At 73.1% G+C, this 17,106-nt stretch carries 16 protein-coding genes and 1 tRNA gene; 7 read left to right on the top strand and 10 right to left on the bottom strand.

Annotated elements, in window-relative coordinates; genetic code table 11:
• Nucleotides 1-44 precede the first annotated feature (44 nt).
• On the bottom strand, nucleotides 45-692 hold the full coding sequence (locus ACF089_RS10550) for a DedA family protein (protein ID WP_392024785.1): 648 nt from the start codon (nucleotides 690-692) through the stop codon (nucleotides 45-47).
• A gap of 118 nt (nucleotides 693-810) precedes the next feature.
• Here ACF089_RS10550 and ACF089_RS10555 point away from each other — a divergent pair, with 118 nt between their 5' ends.
• The gene (locus ACF089_RS10555; RefSeq protein WP_392024543.1) at nucleotides 811-1,992 is read left to right on the top strand and encodes a sensor histidine kinase; all 1,182 of its coding nucleotides are present in this window, start codon (nucleotides 811-813) and stop codon (nucleotides 1,990-1,992) included.
• Nucleotides 1,983-2,627: a response regulator gene (locus ACF089_RS10560; protein ID WP_392024545.1), complete on the top strand. Its 645-nt coding sequence runs from the start codon at nucleotides 1,983-1,985 to the stop codon at nucleotides 2,625-2,627. Before ACF089_RS10555 ends, ACF089_RS10560 begins: the two co-directional genes overlap by 10 nt.
• Nucleotides 2,628-2,642: 15 nt before the next feature.
• On the opposite strand, the gene ACF089_RS10565 is transcribed toward ACF089_RS10560, so the two are convergent.
• From ACF089_RS10565 to ACF089_RS10575, 3 genes are all read right to left on the bottom strand, one after another.
• Nucleotides 2,643-2,864, bottom strand: a complete 222-nt coding sequence (locus tag ACF089_RS10565; RefSeq protein WP_392024547.1) for a zinc ribbon domain-containing protein — start codon at nucleotides 2,862-2,864, stop codon at nucleotides 2,643-2,645.
• 375 nt (nucleotides 2,865-3,239) lie between these two features.
• On the bottom strand, nucleotides 3,240-4,607 hold the full coding sequence (locus ACF089_RS10570) for a hypothetical protein (RefSeq protein WP_392024549.1): 1,368 nt from the start codon (nucleotides 4,605-4,607) through the stop codon (nucleotides 3,240-3,242).
• Between the two features lie 109 nt (nucleotides 4,608-4,716).
• Entirely contained in the window at nucleotides 4,717-5,403 is a 687-nt protein-coding gene (locus ACF089_RS10575; RefSeq protein WP_392024551.1) for a DUF4097 family beta strand repeat-containing protein, read from the bottom strand.
• A 354-nt stretch (nucleotides 5,404-5,757) separates the two neighbouring features.
• Here ACF089_RS10575 and ACF089_RS10580 point away from each other — a divergent pair.
• A tRNA-Val gene (locus tag ACF089_RS10580) sits at nucleotides 5,758-5,832 on the top strand.
• 287 nt (nucleotides 5,833-6,119) lie between these two features.
• Here ACF089_RS10580 and ACF089_RS10585 read toward each other — a convergent pair.
• A complete protein-coding gene (locus ACF089_RS10585) occupies nucleotides 6,120-7,028 on the bottom strand; it encodes a nuclease-related domain-containing protein (RefSeq protein WP_392024554.1) in 909 nt (302 codons plus the stop codon).
• A 200-nt stretch (nucleotides 7,029-7,228) separates the two neighbouring features.
• Between ACF089_RS10585 and ACF089_RS10590 the strand changes: the two genes are divergently transcribed.
• Nucleotides 7,229-7,450, top strand: coding sequence for a DUF2277 domain-containing protein (locus tag ACF089_RS10590; protein WP_392024557.1), 222 nt, complete (start codon nucleotides 7,229-7,231; stop codon nucleotides 7,448-7,450).
• A 45-nt stretch (nucleotides 7,451-7,495) separates the two neighbouring features.
• Here the strand turns inward: ACF089_RS10590 and ACF089_RS10595 are convergent, their stop codons facing one another.
• The 4 genes from ACF089_RS10595 to ACF089_RS10610 all read right to left on the bottom strand — a co-directional run bounded on the left by ACF089_RS10595 (nucleotide 7,496) and on the right by ACF089_RS10610 (nucleotide 11,620).
• Nucleotides 7,496-8,161 carry a DedA family protein gene (locus tag ACF089_RS10595; RefSeq protein WP_392024560.1) on the bottom strand — a complete coding sequence of 222 codons (666 nt, stop codon included), beginning with the start codon at nucleotides 8,159-8,161 and terminating at the stop codon, nucleotides 7,496-7,498.
• Nucleotides 8,162-8,449: 288 nt separating this feature from the next.
• Complete coding sequence (locus ACF089_RS10600; protein ID WP_392024563.1) at nucleotides 8,450-8,917, bottom strand: DoxX family protein; 468 nt, start codon at nucleotides 8,915-8,917, stop codon at nucleotides 8,450-8,452.
• A gap of 262 nt (nucleotides 8,918-9,179) precedes the next feature.
• Nucleotides 9,180-10,862 carry an alkaline phosphatase D family protein gene (locus ACF089_RS10605; RefSeq protein WP_392024566.1) on the bottom strand — a complete coding sequence of 561 codons (1,683 nt, stop codon included), beginning with the start codon at nucleotides 10,860-10,862 and terminating at the stop codon, nucleotides 9,180-9,182.
• Nucleotides 10,863-10,948: 86 nt separating this feature from the next.
• Nucleotides 10,949-11,620 (bottom strand): HNH endonuclease family protein, encoded by a 672-nt coding sequence (locus ACF089_RS10610; RefSeq protein WP_392024569.1) that lies wholly within the window; start codon nucleotides 11,618-11,620, stop codon nucleotides 10,949-10,951.
• A 368-nt stretch (nucleotides 11,621-11,988) separates the two neighbouring features.
• Between ACF089_RS10610 and ACF089_RS10615 the strand changes: the two genes are divergently transcribed.
• Nucleotides 11,989-12,726 carry an ABC transporter permease gene (locus tag ACF089_RS10615; protein WP_392024572.1) on the top strand — a complete coding sequence of 246 codons (738 nt, stop codon included), beginning with the start codon at nucleotides 11,989-11,991 and terminating at the stop codon, nucleotides 12,724-12,726.
• Between the two features lie 263 nt (nucleotides 12,727-12,989).
• A complete protein-coding gene (locus ACF089_RS10620; protein ID WP_392024574.1) occupies nucleotides 12,990-13,574 on the top strand; it encodes a TMEM165/GDT1 family protein in 585 nt (194 codons plus the stop codon).
• Nucleotides 13,575-14,077: 503 nt separating this feature from the next.
• Here ACF089_RS10620 and ACF089_RS10625 read toward each other — a convergent pair.
• On the bottom strand, nucleotides 14,078-14,737 hold the full coding sequence (locus ACF089_RS10625) for an HAD-IA family hydrolase (RefSeq protein WP_392024576.1): 660 nt from the start codon (nucleotides 14,735-14,737) through the stop codon (nucleotides 14,078-14,080).
• 317 nt (nucleotides 14,738-15,054) lie between these two features.
• On the opposite strand from ACF089_RS10625, the gene ACF089_RS10630 reads away from it, so the two are divergent.
• Nucleotides 15,055-17,106 carry an MFS transporter gene (locus ACF089_RS10630; protein WP_392024579.1) on the top strand — a complete coding sequence of 684 codons (2,052 nt, stop codon included), beginning with the start codon at nucleotides 15,055-15,057 and terminating at the stop codon, nucleotides 17,104-17,106.

A 17,106-nucleotide genomic window follows, 5' to 3' on the forward strand; every position in this document is an offset into this window, starting at 1 on the left:
TTCAGGTGCGAGGGGGTTCGGCGGTCGCCCGCGCCCCCGCGCGGTCACTTGCGCCGGCTGCCCGCCCCCGGCTTGAAGACGCGCACCCCGATGAAGGCCAGGAGGCCGACGACCGCGAACGCCAGCACCACCTTGGAGTAGGTGGAGACATAGCCGGTCACCTCCGTCCAGTTCTCCCCGAGCAGATATCCCGCCATCACGAAGATCGTGTTCCAGATCGCGCTGCCGAGCGTCGTCAGCCCGAGGAAGATCGGGATCGGCATCCGCTCGACGCCGGCCGGCACGGATATCAGCGAGCGGAAGATCGGAATCATTCGCCCGAAGAACACCGCCTTCGTGCCGTGCTTGGCGAACCAGGCCTCCGTCTTCTCGATGTCCGAGACCTTCACCAGCGGCAGCTTCGCGGCGATCGCGACCGTACGCTCCCGCCCGAGCAGCGCTCCCACCCCGTACAGCGCCAGCGCGCCGATCACCGAACCGGCGGTGGTCCACAGCAGAGCGGCGTAGAGATTCATCTGCCCGGTGCTCGCCGCGAACCCGGCCAGCGGCAGGATCACCTCGCTGGGCAGCGGCGGGAAGAGGTTCTCCAGGGCGATGGCGATGCCGGCCCCCGGTGCTCCCAGGGTGTCCATCATGCTGTTGACCCAGCCCGGAGCACTGCTCTCGGTAGCCGCAGCGCTGCTCATGATCATGGAATGCATGCCTTTCACGGTAGAAAACCGCAGCTGAAGAGAGGCTGAAGCGCACCGCAGGTTTCCCTGTGGCGCACCCCAGTGTGCGGAGCGGGACGACCGGCTAGCGTGACCGATCATGGACAGAGCACTGGGCCGGAGGACCGGCCGAGAGGTCGCGGCACTCGGTGCGCGCTACCTGGCGGGGCTGACCGCAGGGGCCGCCACCGCCGTGCTCGAACTGATTCTCGCACTCTTCGCGGTCATGATTCTTCTGCCCGCCCTGGCTTGGCCGCGCGGACGCCGGGCGGCGGCCCGCCCACTGGCCGCGCTCGCCACCACAGTGGCCGGAATCGAGCTGCGCAGGATGGCACGGTTCTACGGCGACCGCCTCCCCCGCCCGCCGCTCGCCTCCCCCTCCGAAGCCGCCCGGGCCGCCCGCCACGCCGCCGCCCGGATCCCGCTGGGCCTGCTCGGCGGACTCATCGTGGGCTCCGCGCTCACCGGTCTCTCCTGGGTGCTCTTCGCGCTCCTCGGCTGGTTCGTCACGGACATCGACTATCCGCTGGAGGTCGTCGGCGCGGGCTTCCTCGGACTCTTCATCGTGATCCTCTGCGCCCAGGGCGTCCACGGCACCGTCCTGCTGGAGGTCCGGCTCGCCCGTCGCCTCCTCGGCCCCAGCAGACAGGACCGGCTGGAGCTGCGCATCGCCCAGCTGGCCGTCAGCCGCGCGGAGGTCATGGACGCGGTCAACGACGAGCGCCGCCGTATCGAACGCGATCTCCACGACGGAGTCCAGCAGCGGCTGGTCGTCCTCGGGATGCTCCTGGGCCGCGCCCGCCGGAGCCGCGACCCCGAGCACGCCGACCGGCTCCTCCTCCAGGCCCACGAGGAGAGCCGCCGGGCCCTCGCCGAACTGCGCGAGGTCGCCTGGCGGGTCTATCCGACCGTGCTGGACGAGGCCGGGCTGCGCGCCGCGCTGGAGACCGTCGCCGAGCGCACCCCGCTGCCCGTACGGGTCGAGTACGACATCGCCCGGCCGGCCGCCCGGCAGGTGGAGACCGTGGCGTACTTCGTGGTCTCCGAGGCGGTCACCAATGTGGTGAAGCATTCGGGAGCCACCCGGATAGGGGTGAGCCTGCGGCGCGACCGCGAGATCCTGCGGCTGTCCGTCGAGGACGACGGCTCGGGCGGCGCGGACCCGGCGGGCGGCGGTCTCACCGGCCTGGCGAGCCGGGTCGCCGCCCTCGACGGCCGGTTCGCGGTGCACAGCCCGCCCGGCGGACCCACCACGATCACAGCGGAGCTGCCGTGCGCGTAATCCTGGCCGAGGACTCGACCCTGCTGCGGGAGGGGCTGATACGCCTCCTCGCGGAGGAGGGCCATGAGGTCCTCGCGGCGGTCGGCGACGGCGAACAGCTCCTCGCGGCCGTCGCCGCCGAACGCCCCGACGTCGTCGTGGCCGACGTCCGCATGCCGCCCACCCACACCGACGAGGGCCTCCGCGCCGCCCTGGAGATCCGCCGGCGGTGGCCCGGGGTGGGGGTGCTGGTGCTCTCCCAGTACGTCGAGAAGCGGTACGCCGCCGAGCTGCTGACCTCCGACTCGGAGGGCGTCGGCTATCTCCTCAAGGACCGGGTGGTCCAGGTCGACGAGTTCCTCGACGCCCTGGACCGGGTCGGCCGGGGCCGGGCCGCCTTCGACCCCGACGTCGTACGCCAGCTCCTCACCCGGGGCGCGGGCGCCGATCCGCTGGCCCGGCTCACGGCGCGGGAGCGGGACGTCCTCGGCGAGATGGCGCAGGGCCACGCGAACGGGGCCATCGCGCGGCGGCTCCATGTGTCGCAGAGCGCGGTCGAGAAACACATCAACGCGATCTTCGACAAGCTGGAGCTGCCGCGCACGGCGGGCTACTCGCGCAGGGTGCTGGCGGTCCTGCGCCATCTGGGGGCCTGAGGGGGGAGCGGGATCTCAGCCGCAGCAGCCGCCTCCGCAGCAGCCCCCGCCGCCCCCGCCGCCGCCCGGCGCGGGCGCGGAGGAGGACGAGGAGCCGCCGACGGCGACCGCGGACAGCAGCTTGACGGTGTCGTCGTGGCCCGCCGGACAGGGCGCGGGGTCGGAGGACTGGGCCATCGGCCGGTTCACTTCGAAGGTGTCGCCGCAGCTGCGGCAGCGGAAATCGTATCGGGGCATGGCCTCAGGCTACGCGTTCCGGGCCGGGGCCACGGAGGGCCGTACGAGCCGAACTGGCCGCGGGCGTCGGCCTCGAAGGCGCCGGGGCTTCGGTCCGGAACCGGCCGGGGCGTCGGTCGCGAACTCGCCGTGGTGGGCCGGGCGCGATGGCGAAGGGCGTGCCTGCGGCTCGTACGGCTGTCGGGTGCGGGATCGCCGTCCGGGGCTCGTACGTGAGGGCTTGTACGGCGGCCGGCGCCCGCGGTTCGCGCCTGGGGGCTCGTACCGTGGTCGGCACTCGCGGCTCGTACCCGCCGCCGGCCGCCCGCCCATGTCCTGGCAGCGGCGGGGCGTCGGAGGAGGGGGCGGCAGCGGCGGGGCGTCGGAGGAGGGGGCTCAGGCCGCGCCCCCGCCCCGCTCCTCCCGGATCCGCTCGACCACGCGGGCGGCGGCCCGGCGGACCTCCTCGTTCTCGGTGAGGAAGTGCCAGTAGTCGGGGTGACGGCCGTCGAGGGCGGCCACGGCGCGGTCCAGCCGGGCGACGGCCTCGTCGAGCGGCCGGGCGTGCCGGGGATCGGGCGTCTGGCGGCCGGCCATCGCGAGCCGCTGGGCGTCGCGTACGGCGAACCGCGTGCGGTCGATCTCCTGCCGGGGGTCCTTCGCGACGGCGTTGAGCCGCTGGAGCCGGTCCCCGGCCGCCGACACGGCCTCGTCGGTGCTGTTCAGCAGCGCGCGTACGGTGCCGAGCAGGGCGGTCGCGTCCGGCCAGCGCTGTTCGTCCCGGGCGCCGGCCGCCTCCCGGAGCTTCTCCCCGGCCTGCCGCAGACCGAGGGCGGCCTGCTCGGGCACGGGCTGGAGATCCTGCCAGCAGGCTGCGGTGAAACGGCGCCGCAGCTCGCTGAGGACCGGTTCGACCGAGGCGGTACGGGTGGTGAGGGCCTCGGCACGGGTCCGCAGGGACACCAGCCGCCGGTCGATCTCGGCGGCCCGCTCGGGCAGCTGCTCCGCCTCGGCCCGTACGGCTTCGGCGTCCCGCAGCACCCGGTCGGCGCGGTGCAGGGTCTCGGGGACCCCGTGCCGGCCCGCGCCCTGATTGAGCATGGTCAGCTCGGGGGCGAGGGCGGCGAGCCGCGCGGCCAGATCGTCCGCCCGCATTCCGGAGCCGCGCACCGTGTCCAGAGCATTGCTCGCGGACAAGAGCGCCGCTCTCGCCCGCTCCACGGCGGGGGCGAGCCGGGCGAGCTGGGACTCCGCCGTGTCCAGCAGCGGACCCAGCTCCTCGCCGAAGCGGTCCAGCTCCGTCTTCACCCCGACCAGCTCGTCCTTGGCGCGGCTCAGCTCGCCGCGCGCCCGGGAGGCGATGGAGGGCTCCAGATCGTCCCGGTCGAGATCGTGCGCGTCGACGGCCGCGATGTAACGGTGGCTGACCTCGTCGATCCGCCGCCCGAGCGCCTCGAAACCCTCCGCCGCCCGGCGCGCCCGCGGCGAACTGTCCACGGCGGTGATCGTCTCGATCGAGATCCTCAGCTCGCGCTGGGCGCTGTCCAACTCGTAGAAGGCAGCGGCGGCGGCGTCCTTGGCGGCCTGCGCGTCGGCCCGCTGGCTCTCCCCGCGCCCGCCGAACCAGCGTCGCGTACCGCCCCCGGTGAACGAGGCGGACCACACCGCCACGGCCAGCGGCGCCGGCAGCAGCATCAGGGCCAGGACATCCCGGACTGCACTCGCTGTCGCTCCCGCATGCGGCCGCGCGTGTGTCGCCGTCACATCCCTCTCCCGTGCTGCGTCGCCGTACCCGGTACATTCTCGCACCTGGCAACGGCGAACACACGGGCCGGACGATTCACCGCCCGCCGCCCGGCCTCCCGGGCGGGGACTACTCCGCCGCGCGCACCTTCACCGATCCGTTGTCGCTGCGGGCGGTCACGACATGGGAGCTGGCGTCGTCGGTCGGCACATCGACGTCCACCGACCCGTTGTCGCTCTTGGCCGTGACGGCGTACGGAGCCCCCGCCGACGGCAGCTCGATCCGGATCCCCCCGTTGTCGCTGACGGTCTCCAACCGCTCCGGCACGGCCCCGTCCTTCAGCCCGATCCGCACGTCCCCGTTGTCGGACCGGGCCTTCAGCGTCTTCGCGGCGACCCGCTCGGTGGTGACCTTCCCGTTGTCGGTCAGCAGCTCCAGCGCGCCGGTGGTGTCCCGCACGGTCACATCGCCGTTGTCCGACTCGATCCGCAGCGGCGTGCCGAAGCCGGACGCGGTCACGCCCCCGTTGTCGTCCAGCACCGTCACCGCGACCCCGCGCGGCACCTTCACGGTCTGCCGCGCCCGGCAGTCACTGGCGACGCCCGAGCAGTCCATCCGCAGGACGAGCCGGTCCTTCGACATCTTCCACGACGCCTCCGGGCCGCTCCCGAGGAACACCCAGCCGTCGACCTGCCGGCTCACCTCGACCTTCTTCACATCGGCCGCGACGACCTCGACGAACGAGTTGTCGCTGTCGATCGTCAGCCGCTCCCCGTCGAGCGCGAACGCCTTCCGCTCCACCGGCGCCTCGTCCACCTCCGTCCCCCCGCACCCGGCGAGCACCCCCACCAGCAGCCCCGCGCCCCCCAGCCCGACAACCCCCCGGACCCAACCCGCCCGCCGAGCGCGGAAACCCCTGCCATTCGCCGCCATGAAGATCATTCCCCCCGTGTCCCTGTCAACATCCCCCCACGCTACGAGCCCCCCGCCCCCACCACGATCCTGTCGCCCACCCTCTCCATGGTGGGGTTACCCCCCGCCCCTCCTCGCCCCCTCCCCCTCCCCGCCTCGCGTCGCGTCGGGCCTCTGACCTCCCCGCCCTGCCCCTGACGCGGGGGAACGGGTTTGCGGGGCGGGGCCGGGGGCCATGTACGCTGTTCTCTCATCCACGGGTGCGTAGCTCAGGGGTAGAGCGCTGCTCTTACAAAGCAGATGTCGGCGGTTCGAAACCGTCCGCGCCCACCAGTAGGACGCAGCAGGCGAGAGTCTGTTCAGGCCCTTCGGTCGATCACGATCGGAGGGCCGTTCCCTTGCCCGGAGTCCGCGAAGAGTCCACATCCCCACGTGATCTTGACGTGCGCGCCCGGATCCCGCTCCCGCGCCCGGAGTTCGGGCCGCCGCACCCCGGTCGGCCCGACGGGATCCCGGCCCGGGGACCGGTGTTCATCGATGGACGGCGACGGGGGCCTTCAGCGGGCCCGGGTTCGGCCTGGTCGGGCGGCGTCGCGGGTCGGCGCGCGGATGTGGGGGAGTCAGGCGGACAGCCAGGCGCGCCGGTCGCGGGCGATGTCGAAGATTTGGTCGGATTGGGCGGAGGTGAGCGCTCCGGACAGGGGGCCGAGGGCGGAGACGTGGCGCTGCCGGTAGACGCGGACGTCGGGGGGAGCGGCTGAGAGGTCGAGTGCGGTGACGCCGACGAAGACGAGGACCGGCTGCACAGGGACGTCGAAGGGGCAGAAACGCTCCAGTACGGCGCGGACGCGCCGGGCCTCGGAGCGGCTCTTGACCAGATAGGGGTGGGGCGGGCCGTCGCCGATCCGTACGGTGTCCTGGTCGACCCGGACCGGTTTGCCGTTGTGGTGCTTGGCGTTGACGGAGAAGACCCCGCCCGGGCCGATCAGCAGATGGTCGATGTCGACCTCGCGCGGCAGCGGCACGGAGTGGAGCACATGCCAGCCGCGCCGGGTGAGCCGGTTCAGCTCCGCGCCGACCAGGCGCTCCCCGGCGAGGCCCTGCCGCCAGGAGTCCCACTCGGAGCGGCGGCGCAGCAGCCGGTCGAGGAGCCGTTCCAGCGGGCCGGGTCCGGACTCGGCGAGCAGTTCGCGCAGGGCGGCGCCGGGACGGCGGCGGGCGAGGTCGTTCTCCGGGGTGAGCGGGGGCAGGAGGGGCGCGGGCCGGGTCCGGGGCGGCGGCACGGACGAGTCGGGGGCGTGCGCCGGGGGCGCGGGGTCGGCCGGGGCATGGCGGGCGAGCGCGTCGAGGACCGTGTCGCGGTAGTGGGGGGTGAGGAAGGTGACCTCGCCCGTTCTGCGGTCCGCCCAGGCGACCGAGGTGCCGTCGGGCAGATTCACATAGAGGCGGTCGTGCCCGTACCGCTTCCACGCGGTGACTCTCAGCTTCTCCACCCGGACCCCCAGCAGTCGCGCCGACCGTCCCGCCATGGCAGCAGCCCGGCGGGCGGATCCACAAGACCGCCCCCGGGGGCCGAGCCGGTTCGGACGGCGCCGTCCGGCGAGGTCGACCCGCTCGCCCGGTCCGCGGCGCCGTCATCGAGGCCGCGTGCCGCGCCGGTCGGGGCCGGGCCCCGGCCCTGCTCGCCGGCGACGGCCCGGTTGTCAGTGGGCGGGTGCACACTAAAGACATGTGCCGCAGTATCAAGACCCTCCGCCCGCCCGCGCTCCCCGAAGAGGCCACCGAGGACGACTTCCGGGCCGCCGCCCTTCAGTACGTACGGAAGGTGTCCGGTTTCCGGGCCCCCGCCGCGCACAATCGGGAGGTGTTCGACCGGGCCGTCGACGACATAGCGGAGGCGACCCGCGCGCTTCTCGACGGTCTGGAGATACGGGGTACGGCGAAGCCCTGAGACCGTCGCGGTCTCAGGGCCTGTCGGACTGCCGGGCCGGGGCCCTCAGGCGTCGGCGCACACGGCGACGGGGGCCGCCGCCGTCACCGGGCGGCGGCGCATGACGTACGCCGCCAGCGCGCCCGCGCCGAAGAGCGCGAGGACGGAGACGGCCGCGCCGAACCAGCTCGCGCCGAGCCACTGGCCGCCGAAGTATCCGAGGCCCACGCTGTATCCGGCCCAGACCACTCCCGCCACAGCCGACCAGGGAAGGAAGTCCTTCACCTTGCGGTGGGCGGCGCCGGCTCCCAGGGAGACCACCGAGCGGCCGGCCGGAGCGAAGCGGGCGATCACGACGAGCGCCCCGCCGCCCCGGTTGAGCGTCGCGCCCAGCCGGGCGTGCGCGCTGGTCAGCCTGCGCGATTTGGCGATGGCCCGGTCGAAGCGGTCGCCGCCGCGCCGGGCCAGCCGGTAGGCGACGAGATCGCCGAGGACGGAAGCGGTGGCCGCGCACAGGCCCAGGACCAGCAGCGAGGGGACCTCGCGCGGCACCTGCTCGGCCGCGCCCGCGACCGTGCTGACCGTGGTCGAACCGGCCGCGGCGGCGGTCGCCACCGTGATCACCAGGACACCGCTCGGCAGCACCGGCAGAAAGACATCGAGGAGTACGGAGAGGGCCACCACTGCGTAGATCCAAGGGCTGCTGGTCAGCGACCCCAGACTCTCGAGCACCTTGACTCTCCCCGTTTCGTGGACGTGCCGCGACGCTGGAGGTGGTCGGTTGTGGCGGCAGTAACAGCTCTACAGCGTACGCCGGACGTTTGCCGAGAGATCACCCGGGGGTCGCCGATGTTGTGATCATCACTTTCTGTCCTGAATTCTGGCTGGGGTCCTACTGGACCGCGCGCGAGCCGTTCGGGTGCGCAGCGCCCGGATACGGGGAAGCGCCCGGGCCTCCGAAGAGACGCCGGGCGCTCGATGAGCCGATCAGTCCGCCCCGTGCGGGTGGGGCGGCGTGGTTCAGGCGGTGACGGCGGACGAATCGCGCCCGTCCTGCCGGGAGCGGCCGGCGCTCCGCGAGCCGAACAGCTTGTCCAGCGCCAGCGCGCCCGAGCCGGTGAAGACCAGCAGCAGGAAGGCCCAGCAGAACAGCGCCGAGGCCTCGCCGCTGTTCTCCAGCGGGAACAGCCCCGCCGACTGGTGCTCCACGAAGTACGCGTACGCCATCGAGCCGGAGCAGATGAAGGCGGCGCTGCGGGTGCCGACGCCGAGCATCACGAGCCCGCCGCCGATGAACTGGATGACTGCGGCGTACCAACCGGGCCAGGCCCCGGTCTCGACGGTGCCGCCGCCGTGGGCCCCGCCCAGCACGCCGAAGAGCGACGCCGCGCCGTGGCAGGCGAAGAGCAGACCTATGACGATGCGGAACGCGCCTATGACATACGGCTGGGACTGGTCGAGCTTTGCGGTCAACGCGGTGTTGGCCATGGGGGGACTCCTGTGTGTGGGGGACAGGGAACCAATGAGCCAAAGTTAGGGAGACCTGATTAATACTTGCAAGTTCAACATTCGGTCGGAGAAGGTTTCTCATCGGAATCTCATGCCGGATGTCCGGCTAAGGCCGCCCATGGCCGATTCCGCCGACCACCGCCGGGCCCCGGCCCCCGCCGCCGTCCGGTCCGCCCCCGCCCGGTCCGCCGACCGCACTCGGTCCGCCGGCCCCGCCCCGCCTCCCGAGCCGTCGGGCCCCTCAGTCCTCCGGCCCGGTCAACTCCCGCTCCTCCACGGCGATCAGCCGCCGGCCCTCCCGCCCCCCGGGCCCCGCCTCCCGCGCCTGGTCCAGCCGGAGCCGCGCCGAGCGCCCGCGCAGGGTCAGCGTCATCAGCTGATTGCCGAACCACGGACCGCCCGTGCGCTCCCAGTGCACCGGCGGTCTCCCCGTACGCCCGTGACGCGCCAGCAGATGGCCCAGCCGCCGCCCCACCCGGCTCCAGCCGAAGTGGAACCCCAGCTGGATCATGCGCGGAATGGAATTGTGGACGGGGGAGCAGGTCAGCTGGAGCACCCGGGCGTCCGGACCCGGCGCGCCCCGCCAGTCGGGCTCGGCCACATACGCGTGGTGGACGTCCCCGGAGAGGACATAGACGCCCGCCGGGGCCCCCGGCCCCCGCCCGGCCTCCGCGATCAGCGAGGCCAGCGCCGCGAAGGACGGCGGAAACGCGGCCCAGTGCTCCAGATCGGCGGCCCGGCGCACCTTCTCGCCCAGCCGCGCCCAGCGCGCGCCGCGCTCGCCCCGGCACAGCGCCGCGTTCCACCCCTCCGTGTCATGGACGAGCGGGGGCAGCAGCCAGGGCAGCGAACTGCCGATGAGGAGATGGTCGTAGGACCCCGGATCCTCCAGCGCCTGCTCGCGCAGCCAGCCGGCCTCCTCCGGATCGAGCATCGACCTGCGCCCCTCGTCGAGGACGCGGGCGGCCCGGGTGTCGACCATCAGCAGCCGCGTCCGGCCGAAATCGCGCCGGAAACTCCAGCGCACCGTGGCCGGATCCGCGTCCGCGCGGGCCGCGAAGGCCCGCAGCTCGTCCGTGCCGTCGTCGGCGGCCCGCACGGCGGCGAAGAGCGGGTCCGACTCCAGCTCGGCGGGGGAGAGATTGCCGAGGTGCTGATAGACCCAGTACGACATCAGCCCGCTGAGCACCCGCTCCCGCCACCAGGGCAGGGCCCGCATCTCCGCCAGCCAGGCGGCGCTGGTGTTCCAGTCGTCGATCACGTCATGGTCGTCGAAGATCATGCAGCTGGGCACGGTGGAGAGCAGCCAGCGCACCTCGGGGTCGCGCCAGGACTCGTCGTACAGCCGGGTGTACTCCTCGTAGTCCGCGACCTCCGCGCCGGGCGGCTCGTCCAGATCGCGGCGGCCGGCCAGCCAGGCGCGGGTGTCCGCCGAGACCTCGTCCGCGTACACCTGGTCGCCGAGGAGCAGCAGGACGTCGGGGCGCTCGGCGGCCGGGTCGGCGGCGAGCCGGGAGGCGAGCGTGTCCAGGGCGTCCGGGCCGACCGGATCGTGCTCGCCGGAGGGCTTGGCGGCCCAGCGGCAGGAGCCGAAGGTGACGGTCACGGCGGCCGAGGACGGCTCGGGGACGGTGATCACGGACGGGGGGAAGCCGGAATCCGGCTCGGGCCAGACCCGCGCGCCGTCCAGCAGGACCTCGTACGCCGTCGTGGCGCCGGGGCTCAGCCCGGCGACCGTCACCAGCGCGTAGTGGTGACCGGCGATCGAGAAGGTGCGCGCGGAGCCGCCCGCGCCGTCCGCGCACCGGACCTCGGCGGCGCACGGCCGCTCGGTCTCGACCCAGACGGTCGCCCGCCCGTCCGTCTCCCGGCCGATGTGCCGCAGCAGTGGTCCCAGGCGAAGCCCGACCGCGTCGGCCGTCATCCGTGCCTCCTCCGTCGCCCCGTACGGTACGGAACGACGGAGGAGCGCGACAGGTTCCGGAGGGGACGACGCGCGGGGATCTGCCGTCAGCAGCCGCTCAGCGAGGACTGGAGCGCGTTCTTCTCGGCGGTGTCGACGGTCATCTTGTAGTGGTGCTTCACCTGCACCCACATCCGGACGTAGGTGCAGACGTACGAGGTGCGCGAGGGCAGCCACTCGGCCGGGTCCTTGTCGCCCTTGGCCTGGTTGACGTTGTCGGTGACGGCGATCAGCTGGGGACGGGCGAGGTCGTTGGCGAAGGACTGCCGCTGCGCCGTGGTCCAGCTGTTCGCGCCCGAGCGCCACGCCTCGGAGAGCGGCACGATGTGGTCGATGTCCACGTCGGAGGCGGCGGTCCAGGTCGCTCCGTCGTACTCGGAGTACCAGCTTCCGCTGACCGCCGCGCAGCTGGAGTTCTGCACCACGTTCACACCGTCGCGCTTGAGGACGACCTCGCGGGTGTTGCACGTGCCCGACTGGGTCGACCAGTGCGGGAACTTGTCGCGGCTGTAGCCGCTGGAGGAGCCCTCGGCCCGCACGGTGAGATCGGCGAGATAGGCGCGCGCGGTGGCTCCGTTGACGGGGGTGGGCGGGGCGGCCTGCGCGGCCGGGGCGGTGGCCAGCAGCCCGCCGACGGCGAGGGCGGCGGTGGCGGCGAGGGCGGTGATACGGCGCGCGATGGCGCGGCGGTGGGGGTGACGCGCGTAGAGACCGGACATGCGAACTCCTCGTCGGTGGGGGGAGCGTGACCAGCGGTGCGTGGCCAGACTGGTGGGGCCGGGTGTCGGTGAGACAGGCACCGGATTACAGGGTGACGACATGCACACGACAGATCAAGTGTTCTGACGGACCGACACATTCCGGTGACTCTGGCTGGGTTGCTGGTGGGGTTTGTCCGACTCGTGGGGCGCTTTGTTCTGACTGGTGTTCGGGTACGGGGTGGTTTGGTACGGGGTGGTCGGGCGCGCCGCCCGGGGGGTGCGAGGCGGTCGGGGGCAGGGTGATTCGGTACGGGGCGGCCGGGCGCGGCGCCGGGTGCGCGGGGCGGTTCGGCGGCCGGCCGGGGGCGCGGGCGTAGGGTTGCCGGGTGCTGCTGACGGTCGACGCCACCTTCGGGGCCGTACTGGCCGTCCTCCTCGTCGTCGCGGCGGCGGTCGTCGCGCTCGCCCACCTCGGCCGAGCCCGGGAGACCCTGATCGCCGGAGCCCGCGCCGCACTCCAGCTCGCCGCCGTCTCCCTCGTCATCGGCTGGGTGGTCGGCTCCCTGCCGCTGCTCCTCGCGTTCGTCCTGCTGATGTACGCCGTCGCCGCGCGCACCGCCGGCCGGCGGATCACCCCCAACGGGAGCTGGTGGTGGGCCTCGGTCCCCATCGGGGCCGGCGTGCTGCCCGTGGTGTCGGCGCTGCTGCTCACCGGACTCGTACCGCTGAAGGGCATCGCCCTGGTCCCCGTCGCCGGGATCCTCATCGGCGGCGCGCTCACCGCGACCGTGCTCGCCGGGCGGCGGGCGCTGGACGAGCTGAGGACCCGGCACGGCGAGGTGGAGGCCGGGATGGCGCTCGGGCTGCTCGACCGGGACGCCCGGCTGGAGGTCGCCCGGGGCTCGGCGGCGGACGCGCTGCTGCCGGGGCTGGACCAGACCAGGACCGTGGGCCTGGTCACGCTTCCGGGGGCCTTCGTCGGGATGCTGCTCGGCGGCGCCTCCCCGCTGCTGGCGGGCGCGGTGCAGCTGTTCGTGCTGGTCGGGCTGATGGCGGTGCAGGCGGTGGCGGTCGCGACCGTGCTGGAGCTGGTGGCGCGCGGGAAGCTGCACCGGCGGGAGTGAGGCCCTCGGCGGGGCGGGTCGCGCCTGGAGGGGGCGGCGGGCGGTGGCGTACCCTGAACGGAGCAGAAGGGGAGTAGCTCTTCGCCGGACCGTCGACATACTGCTGGACCCTCGGGTCCGGCCGGCGCCCGGAGGCGGACCCGCGAGGTCCGCCAGCGAGACCTTCGGCCGCAGTGTCCTACCGACGCTGCCGTGCCGAAGCGACCCCGTTCACGTCTGGTCTCTCGGTGCGGGCAGCCCGAACCGATTGAGGAATCACCCCCGTGGTCAGTTTCACTGTCATGGCGATCACCTTCGGCGTCGTCTTTCTCGCCGAGCTTCCCGACAAGACCGCCCTCGCCGGTCTGATGCTGGGCACCCGCTACCGGGCGTCCTATGTCTTCGCCGGAGTGGCCGCCGCCTTCGCGGTGCACGTCGCGCTCGCGATCGCGGCGGGCAGCGTGCTGACGCTGCTGCCGCACCGGCTGGTGCAGGCGGTGGTCGGCGTGCTCTTCCTCGCCGGGGCGCTGGTGCTGTTGCTGCGCAAGCACGACGAGGACGGGGAGAGCGTGAAGGCTCCGGCGGACCAGTCGTTCTGGAAGGTCTCCGGGGCCGGGTTCATGCTGATCCTCGTCGCCGAGTTCGGTGATCTGACGCAGATCATGACGGCGAATCTCGCGGCGCGGTACGACGACCCGGTGTCGGTGGGGCTTGGGGCGGTGCTGGCGCTGTGGGCGGTGGCGGGGATTGGGATCGTCGGGGGGCGGACGCTGATGAAGTATGTGCCGCTGAAGTTGATTACGAAGGTGGCGGCGGGGTTGATGCTGGCGCTGGCCGGGTTCAGCCTCTACGAGGCGGTCACCGGGTGACCCGCCTCTGACCCGCGCCCCGGGCGCCCTCCCGCCCGGGGCCCCGCCCCGGGGGCCCGTGTCGGGGGCGCTGCCCCCGAGCCCCCGCGCCTCAATCGCCGGCGGGGCTGAGGTTGCTCGGGTCCTTGCGCCTCAATCGTCGGCGGGGCTGAGGTTGCTCGGGCTCTTGCGCCTCAATCGTCGGCGGGGCTGAGGTTGCTCGGGTCCTTGTGCCTCAATCGCCGGCGGGGCTGGGTTGGTCCTGTTCGGGGTTTGGGTTGCGCGGGTGGGTGCGCCTCAATCGCCGGCGGGGCTGGGTTGGTCCCGTCGGGGGCTGGGATTGGCCGGGTCTCGGCGTCCCGACTGTCTGTGGGGGGACGTCGGCCAAATCCAGCCCGTCCGGCGTTTGAGGACGGACCGGTGTGCCGTGGGGCGATGGCCATGGGGGGCGGGCGCGCCCGGGACCTGTGGTGGCCGCGGGTGGGCTGGGGCGTGGCTGTGCCGGGTGGGCACGGGGGTGGGGATCAGGTGGTGGCTTGGAGGTGGATGGTGCCGTTGGGGGAGGGGGTGAGGGTGAGGTGGGTGAGGTCGGGGAGGTGGAGGTCGGGGGAGTGGGGGAGGGCGCGGGGGCCGATGCCGACGACGAGGGCGCCAGCGGCGCGGGCGGCGGCGATGCCGGCGGCGGAGTCCTCGAAGGCCACGCAGTCGGAGGGGGCGAAGCCCAGTTCGGCGGCGCCCTTGAGGAACCCCTCGGGATCGGGCTTGCTGGCCCCGACGGACTCCGCGGTGATCCGCACGTCGGGCATGGGCAGCCCGGCCGCGGCCATCCGGGCCCGCGCCAGGGCCGCGTCCGCCGAGGTCACGAGGGCGTGCGGGAGCCCGGCGAGGGCGGCCATGAAGGCGGGCGCGCCGGGGATCGGCACCACACCGTCCACATCGGCGGTCTCCTGCGCCAGCATCACCGCGTTCTCGGCGTGGTTCAGCTCCATCGGACGGTCGGGCAGCAGCTGCGCCATCGTGGCGTACCCCTGCCGCCCGTGGACCACCTTCAGCGCCTCGTCCGCGTCCAGCCCGTGCCGCTCGGCCCAGCGCCGCCAGATGCGCTCCACCGCCGCGTCCGAGTTGACGAGGGTGCCGTCCATGTCGAGAAGGAAGGCGCGGGCGGTCAGGCTGCTTGCCGGCATGGTCGTACTCCGTACTCCGTAGCGACCGCACCCACTCCTCGGCGACCGTGCGGACGGAAGAATCAAGCGGCTCCGCCCGCCGGTCAGGGAGTACGGACGGAGCCACTTTGTTCCGTCATGGTACAAACCGGATCGCCCCGACGCCACCCCGGGGCGCCCGTAAAGCCCGCCCCCGCGCCCCGGACCCGCCCCGCGCCGGGCCCGCGCTGCCCGGGACACCCCCGCCCCGCCGGACCCCCACCCCCGGCCCCGCTCCGCAGGCCGTAACCGCGCACACCCCACAGGATGGGAAGGACGCGGACCCGAGGAGATCGCCCATGGCGCAGGAAGTCAGCGGCAGCCCCCTGAGCCCGGCCCCGGGCGAGGGCCAGAACCCCCGGTCCGTCATGGTCGCCATCGGCGCGCTGCTGCTCGGCATGCTGCTCGCGGCGCTCGACCAGACCATCGTCTCCACCGCGCTGCCCACCATCGTGAGCGAGCTGGGCGGCCTGGAGCACCTCTCCTGGGTGGTCACCGCGTATCTGCTGGCCTCGACCGCCGCCACCCCGCTGTGGGGCAAACTCGGCGACCAGTACGGCCGCAAGAAGCTCTTCCAGGCCGCGATCGTCATCTTCCTGATCGGCTCCGCGCTCTGCGGCATCGCCCAGAACATGCCCCAGCTCATCGGCTTCCGCGCGCTCCAGGGCCTGGGCGGCGGCGGGCTGATGGTGCTGTCCATGGCGATCGTCGGCGACATCGTCTCGCCGCGCGAGCGCGGCAAGTACCAGGGCCTCTTCGGCGCGGTCTTCGGCGCGAGCAGCGTCCTCGGCCCGCTGCTCGGCGGATTCTTCACCGACAACCTCAGCTGGCGCTGGGTGTTCTACATCAACCTCCCCATCGGCGTCGTCGCCCTGCTCGTCATCGCCGCCGTCCTGCACATCCCGGTCCGCTCCACCCCGCACACCATCGACTACCTCGGCACCTTCCTGATCGCCTCCGTCGCCACCTGTCTGGTCCTCGTCGCCTCCCTCGGCGGCACCACCTGGGCCTGGGACTCGGCCCAGATCATCGCCCTGGCCGTGCTCGGGGCGGTGCTGCTCGTCGTCTTCGTCCAGGTCGAGCGCCGGGCCGCCGAACCCGTGCTGCCGCTGCGGCTCTTCCGCATCCGCACCTTCACCCTCGTCGCCGTCATCAGCTTCATCATCGGATTCGCGATGTTCGGCGCGATGACCTTCCTGCCGACGTTCCTCCAGGTCGTCCACGGCATCAGCCCGACCCTCTCGGGCGTGCACATGCTGCCGATGGTGATCGGGCTGCTGCTCGCCTCCACCGCGTCCGGGCAGATCGTCAGCCGCACCGGCCGGTGGAAGGTCTTCCCCATCGCCGGGACCGCGATCACCGCGATCGGGCTGGCGCTGCTCCACCGGCTCACCGAAACCAGCTCGAACTGGCAGATCAGCGCCTACTTCTTCGTCTTCGGCACCGGTCTGGGCCTGGTCATGCAAGTCCTGGTGCTGGTGGTGCAGAACGCCGTCCGCTACGAGGATCTGGGCGTCGCCACCTCCGGAGCGACCTTCTTCCGCTCCATCGGGGCCTCCTTCGGCGTCGCCATCTTCGGCACGATCTTCTCCAACGGGCTGCGGACCAAGCTCGGCGACGCGCTCCGGGGCCGGCCCGTGCCGCCCGGGGCCGACGCCGGCGATCTGGCCGCCGACCCGCAGGCCATCGCCAAACTCCCGCCCGGACTGCGGCAGCCGGTGATCCACGCCTTCGCCTCCGCGATCACCGATGTGTTCCTGTACGCGGTGCCGGTGGTCGTCCTCGCCTTCATCGTCGCCTGGTTCCTCAGGGAGGACCCGCTGCGCGGCTCGGTCACCGCGCCCGACCCCAGCCAGACCCTCGCCTCCAACCCGGTCGAGCGCTCCTCCCGCGAGGAGTGCGCCCGGGCCCTGTCGGTGCTGGGCTCGCGCGACGGCCGCCGCCGGATCTACGAGAAGATCACCGACAAGGCGGGGTACGACCTGCTCCCCGCCGCCGGCTGGCTGCTGCTGCGCATCCGCCGACACGGAACGGTCGAACCGGGCCTGCTCGCCGACACCACCCCCGTACCGCTGGAGGCGATCACGGACGCCTCCCGCCAGCTGGAGGAACGCGGGCTGGTGCGGCGCGAGGGGGTGCAGCTGTTCCTCTCCGAGAGCGGACTGCAGGCCGCCGTCCGGCTGGCGCAGGCCCGTGAGGACTCGCTCGCCGAGCTGCTCGGCGACTGGTGGGGACCGGAGCGGCCCACCGATCTCGTCCAGCTGGTGGAGGAGCTGAACGCGGAGCTGTGCGGCTCCGACGGCGAACGGCCCCCCGGCCCGGGGCCCGGCCGGGACCACCGGGCGCGCTGA

The sequence above is a fragment of the Streptomyces sp. NPDC014894 genome (assembly GCF_043080985.1).
Lineage (GTDB): Bacteria > Actinomycetota > Actinomycetes > Streptomycetales > Streptomycetaceae > Streptomyces.